The organism is Methylocaldum sp. (assembly GCF_035627495.1).
GTDB lineage: Bacteria > Pseudomonadota > Gammaproteobacteria > Methylococcales > Methylococcaceae > Methylocaldum.
The window spans coordinates 80,501-98,021 of sequence record NZ_DASPLO010000167.1 but is presented as its reverse complement, the minus strand read 5'-3'; the positions used below and the strand labels follow the sequence as shown (position 1 = coordinate 98,021).

Here is a 17,521-nt window from a genome sequence, read left to right as displayed (position 1 = left end):
TGGTCTGGGTCCGGCTCAAGTCCTTGGCGGCTCAAACCGGTCGAACGGTCTATCAACTCAAGCACGGCTTACTGGATGACTACCTTATTCGACAACTTAAAAATCCTTCGCTAGAAATGCGTCTTGCGTAAGTCCTGACATTATTCGTACAAGGCCGCGCAGCTTGTCTCGATTACCTAAAATTCCGCCAGGCTGATTATTGGAAGCGCCATCACGGGTGACCAATATGGCATTCCAATGCGCGGCCTCGTAAACAACCTTCACGTCGTTGTGCTGGTTCTGGTTTTTTGCGCCTCCAGGAAAGATTGCGTTTTCTATCTCACGGTAGCGTTGGCAAGTTATATCGATGTTCTCGTCGGTAAGGGTGAATAATTGAGCGAAAGTTTTCTTTGTGCGAATTGGGTTATTTCCGGCAAGCGCTTCTTTGAAGCTCACACCAGACATGTTTACCAAGATGATCTCGTCAGCGGCCCACTTCTCGATTTGGTTCATAGCGGGAATTGAGCCCCGAGCGTTGATAAGGTTAGTGTCGATGTGAAAGATAGGGGTGTATAGCATTCGCCGCTGCATTTCGATCATGGTGGAATAGCTACGCGATATTGAATTTGGAACGAGCCTCAACCATTACTTTGATTACAGTGGTCTGTAAATCTTGCGAGGCACGCCGGTTGCGCGAAGAACTATGCTGTCGGACCAACCACAAGCCGACTGATCTACGACACTTCCCGCTTCGCGATATCCACCCATTCCTTATTTAATCGATAGCTGTGCCTCGACGCGACTTTCGCGTCCTTGAGAATTTCTTCGAACAAAGCCCGCGCCTCCGATGTTTTTCCCATGCGCTTCAGCAGCAGGGCATGGCGGCATTTGGCCTCGGCGCCTGCGGAATATTTGGCCAGTGCGCGGTATTCGTCCAAGGCCCGGTCCATTTCGCCGAGTGCTTCGAGAGACCGGGCGTAAAGCAGGTGCGCCTCCTGGTTTTCGAAATCCGGATTGGCCTCGAACAGCGTTTCGAGCGTTTCCCGCGCCCTTTCGAAATTTTTTGTCTCGACCAGCGCCTTAGCCAGGCCGAGCAAGAGGTTGGGATCGGTGCGGTACATCCCAGTGAGGGAACGCCCATAAAGCTCGATGGCGTCGTCGAGCATGCCGTGCTTGAGGTATTCCTGCGCCAGCGCGCTCCGGTTGCCTACGGTGTCCGACATTTCCAGCGCTTCGCGGCGCTTTCTCAGTTCCTTTTGAGGATCGAGCGTCTTCAGCAGGGCCTTGGAACCCTGCCTGGCGGTGCGGCTCTGGATGATCTCGGGCAGCAGCACCATCACCGAATAGAGAATGCAGCCGAGCAACGGCAGAAAGATGATCAGAAACACCCACAAGAACGACTGGCCGTGGCGCATCGCATGGACGGCGAATCCGATCTGGATGAGCAGCATGAAGATTCCGGCAATTTCCATCAGATGTCTCGTTTATTGTTGTTCATGGAAGGATCGAGGTCAGGCATCGAGCCACACTCGATGGACAGAGAACAGCGAGCTTGGTTCGCGCACTACGACGAGTGTCCTCGCTCTTTTTTGAATAAATTCATAAATTTGAATTTAAAAATATACTGCTTTTGTGTTCTCGGACACATAAATAATTAACTCTCTGACGCATAATTTTTGAGGGCACCTATAGCTCACTTTGTGCCAAAAACTTGCCGGATTGGCCCTCAAAAGTGACTAATTGTTGTTACTAAAGGGCTTAGCCGTAAAAACTTAAAACAGTCATGGGAGCAATCACTGGAACTACATGGAATCTAAATCAAAAATTCGTTCATCCAGTTTGCTTGGGGCGATTTGTCTATCCCAGAGCACTTTCTCAAATCCAAAAACACTCAATCATGGAGATGTGCATGTTTAGAAAAGTTGTCGTGCTGGTTCTGCTTTGCCAGGCCTTGTCCGCATTCGCTGGGCCAAATGGTGCTCGACCCGGTCACGTCGCCGCTTCGGCATCCGGTTTTGTCAAGACCGGACTTCTCATGGCCAACGGCGTTTTCGATCCGAATAAAATGATCATTTTCGATCCTCGTTACCACGAGGACGTGCGCCATCGTACCCCCGCGCGAATTGCCGAACACCGTGCTCTAGCGATCGAACACATGGAAACTGTGTTCGGGATCAACATCGAGCAATTGGTAGCCGAACAGCGCATCATGTTTTCGCCCTTTTTTATGAACGATGACATGGCCTATCGGGTATATAGCCTCTCGGATACCTGGGTTCCTACCCGAGGGTTTACCATGCACGACGGCGGCTGGATACTCATGGTCACCGATCCCAACGGTATCGACTTAAGTGACGGCAAGCACATTCCAGCCGGCAGCGTTTCAGTCTACGGAGAGTATTACGTCGAGGTTCGAAACGAGGGCGGAGTTTCCGCAGATCCGATCATTGTCCATTACCAGTCCGACAGGTTTATAGTTTCGGGATTCTATGGGGAAACCCCGATACTATGCGACGTCTTTCACCCGGACTGGGGTTGGGGCCGGGCGCAAGGCGTTGCTCTCCCGTTTCCTGATGTCGGCGGCGCCAACGCCAACACACGAAACGTTTGGACCTTTACCGGCAGCGATTTCAGTCGCCCATCCCATGCCGTTTGGTTCGAGTGAGCCTGCCTTTTAGCTTTCACAATTTTGTGAAAGCCTGAGAGACGCCAAGCATAGAAGCCTGGATGAAGCGTAGCGACGTCCAGGCTTCATCATATAAGCCAATCCGCTTAGATTCGCCCACTCGCATTAGCCGAATCCGGTGAAACGCTCGCCAGACTTCCCCGGAATTGCCGGCGCTCCGGCGAGGTCTCAAGGTTTATGAAGTTTCGCCTCGTCCAGCTCTGGGAGACGCTCCGTTCGAGCTACTGGTTCGTCCCCACCATCATGTCCATTACTGCCGCGGCATTGGCGGTATTGCTGTTTCTGATCGATCGCGAAGCCCGGGAGCGATATCTGCCGTTTCTCTCGGATCTTTACGTGATGGACGCCCCCGGGGCTCAAGCCATTCTGTCCACGCTGGCGTCTTCGGCGATCACGGTGGCCGGGGTAGTGTTTTCCATCGCGATGCTGGTGCTCTCCAATGCCTCGGCGCAGTTTGGGCCACGGCTGTTGCCCAACTTCATGCGGCAAGGCGGGACACAGATCGTGCTGGGCGGTTTCATCGGGACCTTCATTTACTGCATTCTGGTGTTGACCCGCGTCCGTTCGACCGATGACGGGGCAGAGATTCCCCACCTCTCGGTCAGCATCGCTCTGGTTTTCGGGGTGTTCAGTTTCGGGCTGCTGATCTATTTCATCCACCGGGTCGCCACATTCATCCAGGCGCCGAATATCGTCGAAAACGTCGGCACACGCCTGATCGAAACTTTCGGCAACTTGTTTCCGGAAGCCTCCGACCCCGATGGGCGGGATAACCCTGCGGAGGAGGAGCGGCAACTGCCGGCCGACTTTGCGGAGCATGCCTCGGGCATTCCGGCTCCCGGCAACGGCTACCTGGACGCCATAGAACTGGAGCGGATTCGGGACATTGCGGAGCGGCACAACCTGCTCGTGCATCTGCTCAAACGGCCGGGACAGTTCATCATCGAAGGGTATGCGCTGGCGTTGGCTTCACCGCGCGAAGCGGTAACGGAGACTATCGCCGGAGAGATCGGGAAGTCCTTTCTGCTGGGGCCGCAGCGCACGCTGATCCAGGACGCCGAATTTGCCGTCGACCAATTGGTGGAAGTGGCGGTCCGAGCCCTTTCGCCGGGCATCAACGACCCCTTCACCGCCATTAATTGCATCGATTGGCTCGGAGCGGCACTGTCGTTTCTGGCGGGCCGGAGGGTGTCCTCGCCCCTCTGCCGCAGTGCCGATGGGCGAATCTGTGTAATCACTGATCCTTACACCTATGAAGGCATCCTGGATGCCGCGTTCAACCAATTGCGCCAGCACGCCCGGACGAACGAGGCGGTGGCGATTCGCCTCCTGGACATGACCGCCGTGCTGGCGGAGACCGAGTTGCCGGCGCCGTATCGCAACGCTCTGGCGCGGCACGCCCGGTTGATCTATGAGGACACCCTGACCAAGCTGCCGGATTCCAGTGACCGCGCCGATCTGGAGGAACGCTACGGGCGAGTGTTGCAAACGCTTCTGGGATCCGGCTCACGGGCGGATTGCGGCAGGGGTGATGGAATCCCTTAGCACCGGTTTTCTTGCGCCGTCGGTATTTATCGTGCTTCGTCGCCTCTAATCGTGGAGCGTCTAGTCGCCATCGTTGTACTCCTCGGGGTCTCGGGCTCCGGAAAATCGACTATCGGAAAGCGGCTCGCAGAACGCCTCCGTTGGCCGTTTTTCGATGGGGACGATTTCCATCCCGCGCGAAACATCGCGAAAATGGCACGGCATCAGCCTTTGACGGATGCGGACCGGGAACCGTGGCTCGACCAGCTCGCCGAACTGATCGAAGCGTCCATAGGCGCGGGGCGCTCCACCGTCATCGCCTGCTCCGCGCTCCGGCAAAGGTACCGAGAGCGCTTATCGAGAGGGTATCGCGAAGTGGTTTTCGTGTATCTGAAGGGTTCCCCCGAGCTCATTCGCGACCGGCTCGCGCACCGGCGCGAGCATTTCATGCCGGCAGATCTCCTTCCCAGCCAGTTCGCGGCACTCGAGGAACCCGCCGATGCCATAACGATCGATATCAGCGAACCGCCGGAAGCCATTGTGGAGGCCATTGTCCGCCGTCTCGACGAACGATTTGCCGAAATACTTAGGTAATTTCAACGGCCGGCGCGGCTTGCCGTTCACGCCTCCCCTCCCTACAATCGGGATCTTGTCAATCATCGGGTTCTTAAGGAGAAGATTATGCTGATGTTGTCCGTTGCAGTTTTTACTTTGGTGGCATTCATGGGGGCGGGCATGGGAATCGACGCCTTCAAGGGGCGGGGCAGTTCCCGATTGTTCGCCCTGATCCATGGCGGCTTGGCGCTGCTGGGATCGACTCTGGTGATCATGGTCGCGCTGAAAGGCGATACCCGTCTCTACATTATTATCGGCCTGGCGCTCGCCATCATCGCCGCCGGGCTGTACATTTCGTTTCAACGTGCCAAAGGCATACAGCCTAGAGCCTTGGTTCTGCTGCACGGCGGAACGGCCGCAACGTGCTATGCGCTCCTCGCCTATTACGCGTTGCGCCCTTAATCCAAGGCGGTCGGCGCCTGGGAATCGGAGGCGTCGACCGCCGTTGCTTTCGCGGTCAATTCTTCGGATCTCGGGTTAAAATACCCGCCGACCATGCTTCTGATACCCCCGCTTAGCCTATACATCCACGTCCCTTGGTGCGTGCGAAAATGTCCCTATTGCGACTTCAACTCGCATGTGGCGGATCATGTGCTGCCCGAACGCGAATACGTCGAAACGCTGCTTGTCGATCTCGAACAACAAGCGTCCTCGGTTGCGGGACGCCGGGTAGAGACGATATTCATCGGTGGCGGCACCCCGAGCCTGTTCAGCCCGGCCGCGATTCACCTTCTTTTGGATGGAATCCGATCGCGGCTTGACATAGCGGCCGATACCGAGATCACGATGGAAGCCAATCCTGGGACTGTCGAAATCGGCAAGTTCAAAGGCTTTCGCGAGGCGGGCGTGAACCGCTTGTCCATCGGCATCCAGAGCTTTCACGAGACGCATCTGAAAAAGCTGGGCCGCATCCACAATGACCGAGAGGCGCGACTTGTCGCGGAACTCGCCCGCGAAGCGGGATTCGACAACTTCAACCTGGACCTGATGTTCGGCCTTCCGGACCAGACGCTAGACGAAGCGCTGAAGGACGTTCAAACCGCAATCGGTCTGAATCCGACCCATATCTCGTTCTATCAGCTCACCCTGGAACCCAATACCGTGTTCCACAAATACCCGCCGCGCCTGCCCGGGGACGACCGCATCTGGGCCATACAACAAAGCTGTCAGGCGCTTTTGGCGGACCACGGCTATTACCAGTACGAGGTGTCCGCCTATGCCCGCGAAGATTTTCGCTGCCGGCACAATCTCAATTACTGGCGATTCGGGGATTATTTGGGAATAGGCGCGGGCGCTCACGGTAAAATCACGGACACGGTCGGACAAACCATAACGCGCACCTGGAAGATCAAACACCCGCAGCATTATCTTGAGTTCGCCGGCCAGCCGGACCGGCAGGGTGGGCGCGCCATGGTCCCGCGGGACGACTTGCCGTTCGAGTTTCTGATGAATCATCTGCGCCTCCGGGAAGGCTTCGCCGAACCGGTTTTTGGCGAACGCACCGGGCTGCCGATGGACGTACTTGAACCGGAACTTTCGGACTGCATCGACGCCGAATTAGTCGAACGATGCGACGGCGTCATTCGCTGCACCGACACCGGCTGGAATTTCCTGGATAATGTATTGCAGCGTTTTCTGAGATAACGCTGTCGAAGACAAGTCGTCTGCCTTGAACCTGAACCGGAATATCGAACCATCACCCGTATGCCCGCCCAATCGTCCGCAGCCTCGGTCGCCACGCCGAATACCGGCCACGAACTCGTCCGGCCGACTCTCGAGGATCTGATCCGCCTCAGCCAGCCCGCGGCCGGACTGACGCTGGCCCGGCCGACCGTGCGCGCCTTGCAGAGCGGACAGTATCTCTCGGCGTTTAAGGGGCGCGGCATGGAGTTCGACGAAACACGCCCCTATGCCCAGGGGGACGACGTGCGCAACCTGGACTGGCGCGTCACGGCGCGCACCGGAAAGCCGCATACCAAGCTTTTCCGCGAAGAGCGGGAACGGCCGGTGTTCCTGGCGGTGGACTATCGGTCCGCGATGTTTTTCGCGACGCGGGGCATGTTCAAATCGGCCATGGCCGCCCGGCTCGCCGCGCTCATCGCCTGGAGCGCCCGCCGGCACGGCGACCGCGTCGGCGGACAGATTTTCTCCGAAGCCGAGAGCGTCGAATTCAAACCGGAGCACGGCCATCGCGCGGTATTGAGACTGCTGAAAATGCTGGTGGACCAAGCCGCTCCCCAAAGCGCGGGCACACCGGAAGCCTCCTTGCAAGACGCCTTGGTACGCCTGCCCCGCCACGCCCGTCCGGGCAGCCTGGTATTCGTGTTCAGCGATTTCCGGCATTTGACCGCAGCCGGCGAAGCCAGTCTGAGCCGGTTGTCCCGTCACTGCGATCTGGTGCTGGTGTTCATCTTCGACCCCTTGGAACAACGGCTGCCCATGGGGCCCCACCGGTTCAGCGACGGACGCCGCGATGTTTTGCTGGATGCCGATGCGCGAACCGGCGACGCCTACGAACGGTCTTTCCGGACGCGCGAGGAACGCTTGCGCGATCTGGCGCGTCGTCACGGCATGCGCTTCGTTCCCTGCCGCACGACGGACGAGCCTTTTCTCATTCTGCAGCAGAGCTGCCGCCCATCCTTTTCCCGCGCCTAATCATGCAACCCTTGCCATTACGCGATATTCATCTGCCGGAACCCGTAAGCTGGTGGCCGCCCGCGATCGGCTGGTGGATCGTACTGGCCGCAACCCTCTTGCTGACAGCCGCCGCGATCTGGCTGGTTCGCCGCAGGCGGCGAGTCACGGTGGCGAAACTTGCTTTGCGGGAGCTGAACGCGCTGCAAACGGACTCGACTCTGGGAATGACCGAGAAATTGAGAAGACTGTCCGCTCTGCTGCGCCGGGCCAGCCTGAGCGCCCACCCCCGTGAAGAGGTGGCGGGGCTTACCGGCGAGGCCTGGCTGGAATGGCTCGACGGGCCGCTCAAGACGCCGCGCTTCTCCCAAGGTGCCGGCCGAGCGCTGCTGGACGCGCCTTACCGGCCGGTGGGCGAAGCGGATATGGATAGCCTGGTGGCGCTTTGCCGGGACTGGCTGAAAGCCCTGCCTGAAACCGTTGTGTCATCCCGGAAAAAACCCACCCCCACCCGAGAGCTTGTACAAAAACCTACTGCGCGATCCGACTCCGCACCTGCGATGCTCAACGTACCCCCTTGTACGCCTGCGCTTCTCGGCACGGATTCGAACCGCTCGCGACGGTTTATGCACAAGCTCCGATCAGTCTTGAAATCATGATCGAATTCGCCTGGTTTTGGGTTTTTCTGGTTTTGCCTCTGCCCTGGCTAGTGCGCCGCTGGCTGCCGGCGGCGCCGGAGCCGGGTCGCGCGGCACTCCGGACGCCGTTTATCGAGGAGTTCGAACAGCTCCCGTCAACCCAAGGCGTAAAACGCGTCAAGCCGTATGGTCTCTGGATCGCTCTCGCCGGCTGGCTGCTGCTGGTTGGCGCCGCCGCACGGCCGCAGTGGCTCGGCGAGCCCATCGAGCAAACCGTGAGCGGTCGCGATCTGATGCTGGCGGTGGACCTTTCCGGGAGCATGGAAATCGAGGATTTTTTCCTTGAAGGCCGGGCGGTGGATCGCCTCACCGCGACCCAATGGGTAGCCGGCCAGTTCATCGAGCGGCGTGTAGGCGACCGCGTGGGCTTGATTCTGTTCGGCGAGCAGGCTTACCTGCAGGCCCCTTTGACCTTCGATCGCACCACGGTGCACATCCTGCTGGACGAGGCGGCGATCGGGCTCGCCGGCGACAAGACCGCCATCGGCGACGCCATCGGTCTTGCCGCCAAGCGCCTCAGGGACAATCCCGCCGAGCAGCGGGTGCTGATACTTCTCAGCGACGGGGCCAATACCGCCGGCGCGGTCTCTCCCATGCAGGCGGCCGAACTCGCGGCGCGCGAAAAGCTCAAAATCTACACCATAGGCGTCGGGGCCGATCAGATGGTCGTCAGCGATCTTTTCGGCACGCGGCGCGTGAACCCGTCCAAGGATCTCGATGAGGTAACCATGAACGGCATCGCCGAAAAAACCGGAGGCCGCTATTTCCGCGCGCGGGATACCAATGAGTTGGAGCAAATCTACGCGCTGTTGGACGAGCTGGAACCGGTGGAGCGGGCAAAGCATTTCTACCGCCCGCGGACCGAGCTTTATCCCTGGCCCCTGGCGGCATCTCTACTGCTGGCGAGCTTCTTGGCCGTAACCAAACTGCGCGAATGAGATGTTGTGCTAAAACCTACTGCGCGGCCCGAGTCCGCTCGCTACGGTTTTTTTCGACAGCTGAGTCCATGAATCGCGACAACGATTGCCCATGACCGATTTTCATTTTTTGAGACCCTGGTGGCTTTTGGCCGTCCTGCCGCTCGCGGCTCTCCTTTGGGGACTGTACCGGCGGCGGCGGAGTACCGGTGACTGGAAGGACGTCTGCGATGACGCGCTGCTGCCCCATGTACTCATCGGCGGGGATGGCCGAAACCGGCGGCATCCGCTGCTGATCGCAGCCCTGGGCGGCATCATGGCCACCCTGGCTTTGGCCGGGCCCGTCTGGGAACGGCTGCCCGCGCCGGCGTTTCGCAATGTCGCCGCCCTGATCGTCGTGCTCGATCTTTCTTCTTCCATGGATGCCGCCGATCTCAAGCCGAATCGCCTGGAACGTGCCCGCTACAAAATTGCCGATATTCTGAGGGAACGCAAGGACGGCCAAACCGCCTTGGTCGTCTATGCCGGCGATGCATTCACCGTCACGCCGCTGACGAACGATTCGGCCACCATCACCGCGCAACTTTCCGCCCTCAGTACCGGCTTGATGCCGGTCCAGGGCGCGCGCCTCGATCTGGCCCTGGAATCCGCCGCCCGGCTCTTGCGGCAAGCCGGCTCAAGATCCGGCGACATCTTGCTCGTCACGGCCGGAGATCGGGCGGCCGAGGCCGAGAATGAGGTACGCCGGCTTAAAGCCGACGGCTACCGCGTCTCGGTGCTGGGTGCCGGAACCGAGGAGGGAGCACCGATACCCTTGCCCGAAGGAGGATTCTTGAAGGATGAAAAGGGCGGTATCGTGATTCCGCGGCTCGATGGCGACGCGTTGCAGAAGCTGGCTCGGGCCGGGGGAGGTGTTTACCGGAATCTCACCGCTACATCGAGCGATCTCGACGCATTGCTGGGATTTTTCGAAAGACATGCCGCCGCCGATACGCAGAACAAAACAACCCTAAACGTGGATCAATGGCAGGAACACGGCGCTTGGCTGCTGCTGGTCCTCCTGCCGCTCGCGGCCGTCTCGTTTCGTCGCGGATGGCTGGGCGCCTGGCTGCTGATCCTGGCAGTCCCCGTTCCGAACGACGCACAGGCCCTGGACTGGCAAAGTCTGTGGCGGACGCCCGACCAGCAGGCGCAGCAAGCTTTTCGGGCCGGAAATCACGAGCAAGCGGCGAGCCGGTTCGAAAACCCCGACTGGAAAGCGGCCGCCCAGTACAAAGCCGGCCGCTACCCGGAAGCGGCCAAGACCCTGGAGGGATCGAATTCGGTAACCGGCCATTACAATCGCGGCAATGCCCTCGCCAGCCAGGGACGTTACCGGGAAGCCATCAGCGCTTACCAGAAAGCTCTGGAGCTGGATCCCAACCATGCCGACGCCCGCTATAACAAGGAACTCGTCGAAAAGGCCCTAGAGCAGCAGAAACAACAGCACCAGGAAAATCAGCAGAAGAATCCGAAGGATTCGGAATCCGAGCCCTCGCAAGCGTCACAGGGACAAAATCAATCGGACGGCCAGGATCGGAAGGACAAGGCCAGCGAGCCGTCGGAGCAGGAGCAAGACAACCGGCCGAGCGATGGATCGAGCGACGAATCGAAGCCGCCGGAAGGCTCCGATACCTCTTCCGGACCGGAGAACAAAGCACAGAACCGGCCGGATGCGGACGGCAAAAAGAAGCCCGAGGAAGCATCCGAACGACAACAGGCCGCCGGACAAACGCAGGATCAACGGCCGGATGAAAGCGGCCAGCAGGACACCGCCGCCGCGACACCGGAGACGGGAAAGAGCGAGGAAACCCGGCAAGCCGAGGAGCAATGGCTGCGGCGCATCCCCGACGACCCCGGCGGCCTTTTGAAACGCAAGTTTTATTACCAATACCGGCAGCGGCAACGAATTCAGGACGGGGAGTCGAATCCATGACCGAACTCTTTTCTTCGTACCCACGTCTTTTTTGGTCCCGAGGCCGGCGCATGACGCTTGCGGAGTACCTAGGCTTTACAGGGCACCTGTCGATTCCGGCCCATTTGCTCCGTCTATTGCCGCTGGTCTTTCTATTCCATGCGGGGATCGCTTCGGCTGCGGCGATCAGCGTGACCGCCGACCGTAACCCGGCGCCGCTGCAGGAGTCCTTCACCCTGGTGTTCTCGGCGGAAAAAGCGCCGGACGACGATCCGGATTTCAGCCCGCTGGAAAAGGATTTCGACGTCCTCGGCCAAGCGCAAAGCAGCCAGATGTCTTTCGGCAACAATGGCTTCAGCAGGCGAACGGAATGGCAGGTCACGGTCATGGCGAAGCGGGAAGGCGCCCTGACCGTGCCGCCCATCGCCTTCGGAGCCGACCGCTCCGAGCCCCTGACCGTCCAGGTGGTCAGATCGGCGCCCTCGGCAACGACCGGTAACGGCGAGGAGCTGTTTCTCGAAGTCGAGGCCGAGCCGAAGAACCCCTATGTCCAGGCCCAGGTCATCTACACGGTCAGAGTGTTGCGCCGCATTCATTTCAGCGGCGCGAACCTCAGCGAGCCTTCGGCCGACAATGTCTTGATTCAAGAACTCGGCAAAAACCGTGAATACAGGACCCACCGCAACGGTCTGCAGTACGCGGTGATAGAACGGAAATATGCGATTTTCCCGCAGAAGAGCGGGCCTCTCCGCTTGGAACCGCTGGTGCTCGAGGCCCAGGTCGCGACCGGCGGCCGGTCGATGTTCAATCAGTTTTTCAATCAATCGACCCGCGTTCTGCGGGTGCATTCCGACCCGGTGGAATTGGACGTCCGCCCGATTCCGGCGGCATTTTCCGGCAAACATTGGCTGCCGGCGGAGCGTCTGGAAATCGAGGATTCATGGTCGCAGAACGCCCCTCAAACCACGGCGGGCGAACCGATCACCCGAACCGTCACCCTGCGGGCCGATGGGGCAACGGTAGGGCTGCTGCCCGAACTGGAGCCGCAAGCGTCCCCGCAGTCCGCCGGGGATATCAAGCGCTATCCCGACCAACCGTTGTTGAACGAGGAAAAGCTGACGACCGGCCTTGCCAGCGTCCGGCAGGAGAAAATCGCGCTGATTCCCGCGCATGCCGGAACCTACCGGCTTCCGCCTATCGAAATTCCCTGGTGGAACACGAAGACCGAGCGCATGGAAATCGCCCGGCTTCCCGAGCACGCCCTGACCGTCTTGCCGGGGGCTCAAGCGCCGGAAACCGCCCCACCCGCTACGAACCGGGAGCCGCAGGCAGGCCGGGCGAAATCGGAATCCTTGCCGCCGAGCGGTACGCCGACCGCAACCGCGCTGTGGTTCTGGCTGGCTCTCCTGTTTGGCATAGGCTGGCTCGGAACGGCGGCGGCTTGGTGGCTTAGCCGGAAATCCCGGCAAGCCCCTGTACCCCGGCCACCGGACGACTCCCGGTCGGAACTCCCTGCCGTGGCCGCGCTGAGGATAGCCTGCCAGAAGAATGACGCCACCGGAGCGCGTCAGAGCCTACTGGATTGGGCGGGATATCGTTGGCCTTCGGCTTACCCGATGGGTTTGGAGGAGTTGGAGCGCCGTTGCAGCGGCGAATTGTGCCGTGAGATCAAGCGGCTCAACCGGGCGCTTTACCGAAATCCGGAAGCCGGATGGCAAGGACAAACGCTTTGGGCGACTTTTCGGTCTTACACGATTACCATGTCCAAGGCCGCGGATGAACCGGCCATGTCCGCGGATTTGGAGCCTTTATATAAGATTTAAAACCGATTCAAGCGCAGGGCCGGTTCGTCTCCCCCCTTTGAAAAAGTAAAGACGCGTGCCAACCGGCTCCTGGCCGATGGGTCCGGCATTCCTGCGCCGTTTGGCGGGAATGCGATTCTTATCGCGGCCTACGCGTCTCCTTGTGCAAAGACGGATAAGGCCTTCTCAACGCTATTGAGACCCCCCTTGACTAGAGCATTTTAAAATTTGATGTATGGGTTTTCTGTATGGTCCCGTTATGGCGCGCCCGAGCATCGCCACCTTGAGCCGGATTAGCCCGCAGGGGCGCGCGAGGAATCGCGCGCGGCGACAAAGGGCACAGGGAGCGTGCCTTTTGTCGCCCCTGGCTCACGGTAAGATGCGCAGGATCAGCGCGCCATCCGGGTGCCCTTTCTTTGGGTTACTTTTCTTTGGGCACGCAAAGAAAAGTAACTCGCCTGCGGGGCGAGACCCGCTTCAAAATAAAGTTGCCGCCAACGGTGGCTTCCTTTTCTATACAACGCCTCACGCTGCTCAGACCGTACGTCAGAACTGAAAACGCTTTAGCGCACGACGGATGAACCCCGGAAACGACAAGATGCAAATAGACGATGACCGCTTGAAATCGGCGGAAAGCATCCCTGCCATGGTGGGTATCGGCGCCTCGGCGGGGGGCCTCAATTCTCTGTTGGATCTTTTTCAAGCCATCGAGCCCGGCACAGGCTTGGCCTTTCTGATCGCCCAGCATTTATCGCCCGATCATGACAGCAAGCTGGCGGAAATCCTCTCCAGGACCGCCAAACTGCCGATCGTCGAGGCCCGTGACGGCATGCCGGTGCAGGCGGACCGCATTTACGTCATTCCGCCGGATGCGGACATAAGCGTCTCCGTCGGTTGCCTAAGGCTTCAGAGCCGCGAGGGGCGTTCTCCGCCTCATCTACCGGCCGATCATCTCTTTCGCTCCCTGGCCCGGGAGTTGGGAAAAAAAGCCATTGGAGTCGTGTTGTCGGGAACCGGATCGGACGGTGCCAAGGGACTTAAGGCGATCAAAACCGGCGGCGGAGTCGCTTTTGCGGAGGATCCTTCCTCCGCCAGGTTCGACGGGATGCCGCGCAGCGCCATCAGCATGGGATGCGTCGACTTCGTTTTGCCGCCCAAAGAGATCGCCCGGGAGCTCGTAAGCCTCGGCCAGAGAGCCGATTTGGCGGCCGCCGACCTGGAGTCTCTGGCGAACAGCGAACAGGATCTGAGACAGATATTCCGCGTCATTTTGGCCAATTGCGGGCTCGATTTTACCCAATACAAACGCAAGACCATTTTACGGCGGCTCACGCGCCGAATGGCTCTCCATAAGATCCGAAGCCTCTCCGATTATCTCGCCCTGCTGCAGGATCAGCCCACCGAGGTCGAGGCATTGTGTCAGGATTTTCTGATCCGGGTTACCGCGTTCTTTCGGGACCCCGAGACATTCCAAGGACTGGAGAAAGAAGTCTTTCCGCGCCTGCTGCAAGGGAAATCCCCAAGCGATCCGATCCGTATTTGGGTGCCCGGCTGCGCGACCGGCGAAGAGGCTTATTCCATTGCCATGGCACTCCTCGAATTTCTGGATGAGCGAAAGGTCAATCTTCCGATCCAGATTTTCGGCAGCGATATCAATCCACGGGCGATCAGTCTGGCCAGGGCCGGGCGCTATTCCGAAAACATCGAGATTCATATCTCTGAAAAACGGCTCGGGCGTTTCTTCACCCGGACCGACGGCCATTATCAAATCATCCCGGCAATCCGGGAATCGTGCGTCTTCGCCGAACATAACGTGGCAGAAGATCCTCCCTTTTCCAAACTCGATCTGATCAGCTGTTGCAATCTCCTGATTTACCTGGATCCGGGCTTGCAGAGACAGGTCATGTCAACCTTTCATTACGCCCTCAATCCAGGTAAATTCCTGGCTCTCGGCCCTTCCGAGAATATCGGTCCACAAGGCTCGCATCTCTTCGAACCCTTAAATAAAAATTGGAGCATTTACGTGAGGAAGAATGTGCCCGGGCGAATGCTGCTGAACTTCGGCGGGAGAGAACAGCGGACACTTCAGACTGAAAAGGCTCTGGCAGAAACGTCCGCGCCGCTCCAAAATCCCGGATTGGCCCAAAGGCAAGCCGACAATATCCTTCTTGCGCGCTATGCCCCGGCCGGGGTGCTGATCGATAACGATCTGAACGTCCTCCAGTTTCGCGGCCATACCGGACTTTTTCTCGAGCATCAGCAAGGATCGGCAAGCTTAAATCTGAAAAGTCTGGCTCAAACCTATCTTTTTATCGAGCTGTCGGAAGCCGTTCGGGAGACGCGGTCGAGCGGACAACCCGCCAGAAGGGAGAACATCCGCATCAGTACCGAAGGCGAAGAACGGCACATTCACTTTGAGGTATTGCCGCTCAACGACGCTGAAGGCACCGCACAATTCTTCTTGATACTGTTCGAAAATCAGCCGCCCCGACTTGGAATTGATACCCTGGCCGAGTGGTTCCGCCGAGTTTCCTCGGCTCTGACCCGACGCGGCGGCCTATTTAAGCCGTCGCAGACCGGGACGCAATCCGGATTTTCAGAGCTGAGGCGGGAGCTCGATGCCACGCAGCACCATTTGCGATCCGTCACCGAGGCCCATGAAGCCTGCCAGGAGAAACTGAGAGCACTGGAAGAAGAGCTATTGTCCGCTCATCAGGAATTCCAGAGTACGAACGAGGAACTCGAGACCGCCAAGGAGGAATTGCAGTCCGCCAATGAGGAACTCGCCACGGCGAATGAAGAGCTGAGAATCCGCAATCACGAGTTGAGTCAGGTCAACCTCACACTGAAGAATGCGCAAGATTTCAACGAGGCGATTTTGGGAACCATGCGCGACGCTTTAGTGGTTCTCGATCGGAATCTTCGTGTAAAACGCGCCAACCGGGCCTATTTCGAGATGTTTCGGGCCAAGCCGGAGGCCGTCCAGAACAATAGTCTCTACGATACCGGCAACGGCTTATGGGATCGCTCGGAAATCAGGGAGTCTCTCCAGGTCGTGGCGCAGGGTGGAAGGACTCTAGAGGACTATGAGATCATCCAGGCATATCCCGAAATCGGCGAACGCATCCTGAACCTGAGTGCCTATAAACTGCTCGGAGAGGATCATCTGAACGATCTGATCCTCCTGACGATTCAGGATGTCACCGAGCGTCGCGGCATCGAGGCTGCCTTGCGGCAGCAAAGCGAAATTCTCGACCAGGCCCATGAAGCCATCCTGATGTGGGAGCTCGGCGGCGGGATCCGGTATTGGAACCGGGGTGCGGAGGAGCTGTACGGGTTCAAGCGTTCCGAGGCGATAGGGCAAGTAAGCCATGCCTTGCTAAATACAGAACGCGGCATCAGTTCCGAGGAGTTCGAGCGAATACTCGCCCGAGACCGGCAATGGGTCGGCGAAGTCATCCATACCACCCGCACCGGAAAGCGAATCGCCGTCGACAGCCGGAATACCGTCGTGATCCAGCGGAGCAAACCGCCTCTCGTACTCGAAACCAATCGCGACATCACGGAGCGCAACGAAATCGAGGAATCCCTGCGCGAGGCTCATCGGCAAAAGGACGAGTTTCTGGCCATGCTCGCGCACGAACTGCGCAACCCTCTCGCGCCGGTCCGCAATGGGCTTCACATCATGCAGACGGCGAACCCGGACAAGGTTCCGGTCAAGCAAATCCACGACATGATGGACCGGCAGCTCACCAAGCTCACCCGCATCGTGGACGACCTGCTCGACGTGGCGCGCATCACGCGCGGCCAAATCGAGCTGCGCGAAGAGGTGATCGATCTCGTGCCTCTAATCGTCCATGTTTTGGAGATCGTGAGATATCAGCTCGACTCCCGCCGGCACAAGCTGGCCCTGGATCTGCCCGGCCACTCGCTGTCCATCAAGGCGGACCCCACCCGCATGGAACAGATCGTCGAAAACCTGCTCTCCAACGCTGCCAAATACACGCCGCCGGGTGGTCACATCGAAGTCACTCTCCGGGTCGAGGGAGATGAGGTCGTGCTGCGGGTCCGCGACGACGGCAGAGGCATCGGCCCGGAGGCTCTGCCGCACATTTTCGATCTTTTCGTGCAGGCGGATAGAAGCTTGGATCGTATGGAGGGCGGGCTCGGGATCGGGCTTACGCTAGTGCGCCGGCTGGTCGAGCTGCACCGCGGCCGGGTGGAAGCCAGAAGCGCCGGACTTGGCCTCGGAAGCGAATTTTTGGTGTATCTGCCGTTATGGCAAGGGATCGATGATAATCCACAAGACACAAAGGCCCTGCAATCCGAGATGGTATTGTCGCCGCGCCGGGTGCTTATCGTCGACGATAACCATGACGCCGCCGAGAGCGCCGCGCTGATCGTCGGCGCTTCGGGACATAGCGTCGAGGTCGCTTACGACGGACCTACGGCGCTGAATATCGCGGCGACCTTTAAACCCGAGGTAGCGTTATTGGATATAGGATTGCCCGGAATGGACGGCTATGAACTGGCCAAGCGCCTGCGGAGCTTACCCGGAATGGAAAAAGCGCTCCTCGTGGCGATAAGCGGCTATGGCACTGAAGAAGATCGCCGCGCCTCGGAGTCGGCCGGCCTGGATTGCCATTTGGTCAAGCCCGTAGACCCCGATGCGCTGGAGCGCTTATTGGCCATCGGGGCGGAAAATTCCTGAA

Annotated in this window: 13 protein-coding genes and 1 pseudogene; 12 read left to right on the top strand and 2 right to left on the bottom strand. The window is 59.1% G+C overall.

The window, feature by feature from the left end:
• Positions 1–131 (top strand): annotated as a pseudogene (locus VEB01_RS23240) (IS701 family transposase); the annotation flags it as partial.
• Here VEB01_RS23240 and VEB01_RS15145 read toward each other — a convergent pair.
• Positions 97–579: a hypothetical protein gene (locus VEB01_RS15145; protein ID WP_324876849.1), complete on the bottom strand. Its 483-nt coding sequence runs from the start codon at positions 577–579 to the stop codon at positions 97–99. The pseudogene VEB01_RS23240 and the gene VEB01_RS15145 overlap by 35 nt on opposite strands.
• A gap of 134 nt (positions 580–713) precedes the next feature.
• Positions 714–1,451, bottom strand: a complete 738-nt coding sequence (locus tag VEB01_RS15140; protein WP_324876847.1) for a tetratricopeptide repeat protein — start codon at positions 1,449–1,451, stop codon at positions 714–716.
• Between the two features lie 437 nt (positions 1,452–1,888).
• On the opposite strand from VEB01_RS15140, the gene VEB01_RS15135 reads away from it, so the two are divergent.
• The 11 genes from VEB01_RS15135 (at position 1,889) to VEB01_RS15085 (ending at position 17,520) form a co-directional block, all read left to right on the top strand.
• Positions 1,889–2,644: a hypothetical protein gene (locus tag VEB01_RS15135; protein WP_324876845.1), complete on the top strand. Its 756-nt coding sequence runs from the start codon at positions 1,889–1,891 to the stop codon at positions 2,642–2,644.
• A gap of 198 nt (positions 2,645–2,842) precedes the next feature.
• Positions 2,843–4,210, top strand: coding sequence for a DUF2254 domain-containing protein (locus VEB01_RS15130; protein WP_324876843.1), 1,368 nt, complete (start codon positions 2,843–2,845; stop codon positions 4,208–4,210).
• 51 nt (positions 4,211–4,261) lie between these two features.
• Positions 4,262–4,783: a gluconokinase gene (locus VEB01_RS15125; RefSeq protein ID WP_324876842.1), complete on the top strand. Its 522-nt coding sequence runs from the start codon at positions 4,262–4,264 to the stop codon at positions 4,781–4,783.
• Between the two features lie 87 nt (positions 4,784–4,870).
• Positions 4,871–5,206 carry a hypothetical protein gene (locus tag VEB01_RS15120; RefSeq protein ID WP_324876840.1) on the top strand — a complete coding sequence of 112 codons (336 nt, stop codon included), beginning with the start codon at positions 4,871–4,873 and terminating at the stop codon, positions 5,204–5,206.
• 93 nt (positions 5,207–5,299) lie between these two features.
• Positions 5,300–6,448: a radical SAM family heme chaperone HemW gene (hemW, locus tag VEB01_RS15115; protein WP_324876838.1), complete on the top strand. Its 1,149-nt coding sequence runs from the start codon at positions 5,300–5,302 to the stop codon at positions 6,446–6,448.
• A gap of 60 nt (positions 6,449–6,508) precedes the next feature.
• Entirely contained in the window at positions 6,509–7,459 is a 951-nt protein-coding gene (locus VEB01_RS15110; protein WP_324876837.1) for a DUF58 domain-containing protein, read from the top strand.
• Positions 7,460–7,461: 2 nt separating this feature from the next.
• The gene (locus tag VEB01_RS15105; protein WP_324876836.1) at positions 7,462–8,097 is read left to right on the top strand and encodes a DUF4381 domain-containing protein; all 636 of its coding nucleotides are present in this window, start codon (positions 7,462–7,464) and stop codon (positions 8,095–8,097) included.
• Positions 8,094–9,074, top strand: a complete 981-nt coding sequence (locus tag VEB01_RS15100) for a vWA domain-containing protein (RefSeq protein WP_324876834.1) — start codon at positions 8,094–8,096, stop codon at positions 9,072–9,074. Before VEB01_RS15105 ends, VEB01_RS15100 begins: the two co-directional genes overlap by 4 nt.
• A 91-nt stretch (positions 9,075–9,165) precedes the next feature.
• Positions 9,166–11,028: a VWA domain-containing protein gene (locus VEB01_RS15095; RefSeq protein ID WP_324876832.1), complete on the top strand. Its 1,863-nt coding sequence runs from the start codon at positions 9,166–9,168 to the stop codon at positions 11,026–11,028.
• 50 nt (positions 11,029–11,078) lie between these two features.
• Positions 11,079–12,830, top strand: a complete 1,752-nt coding sequence (locus tag VEB01_RS15090; protein WP_324876830.1) for a BatD family protein — start codon at positions 11,079–11,081, stop codon at positions 12,828–12,830.
• A 577-nt stretch (positions 12,831–13,407) separates the two neighbouring features.
• Entirely contained in the window at positions 13,408–17,520 is a 4,113-nt protein-coding gene (locus VEB01_RS15085; protein WP_324876829.1) for a chemotaxis protein CheB, read from the top strand.
• The last annotated feature ends 1 nt before the right edge of the window (position 17,521 follow it).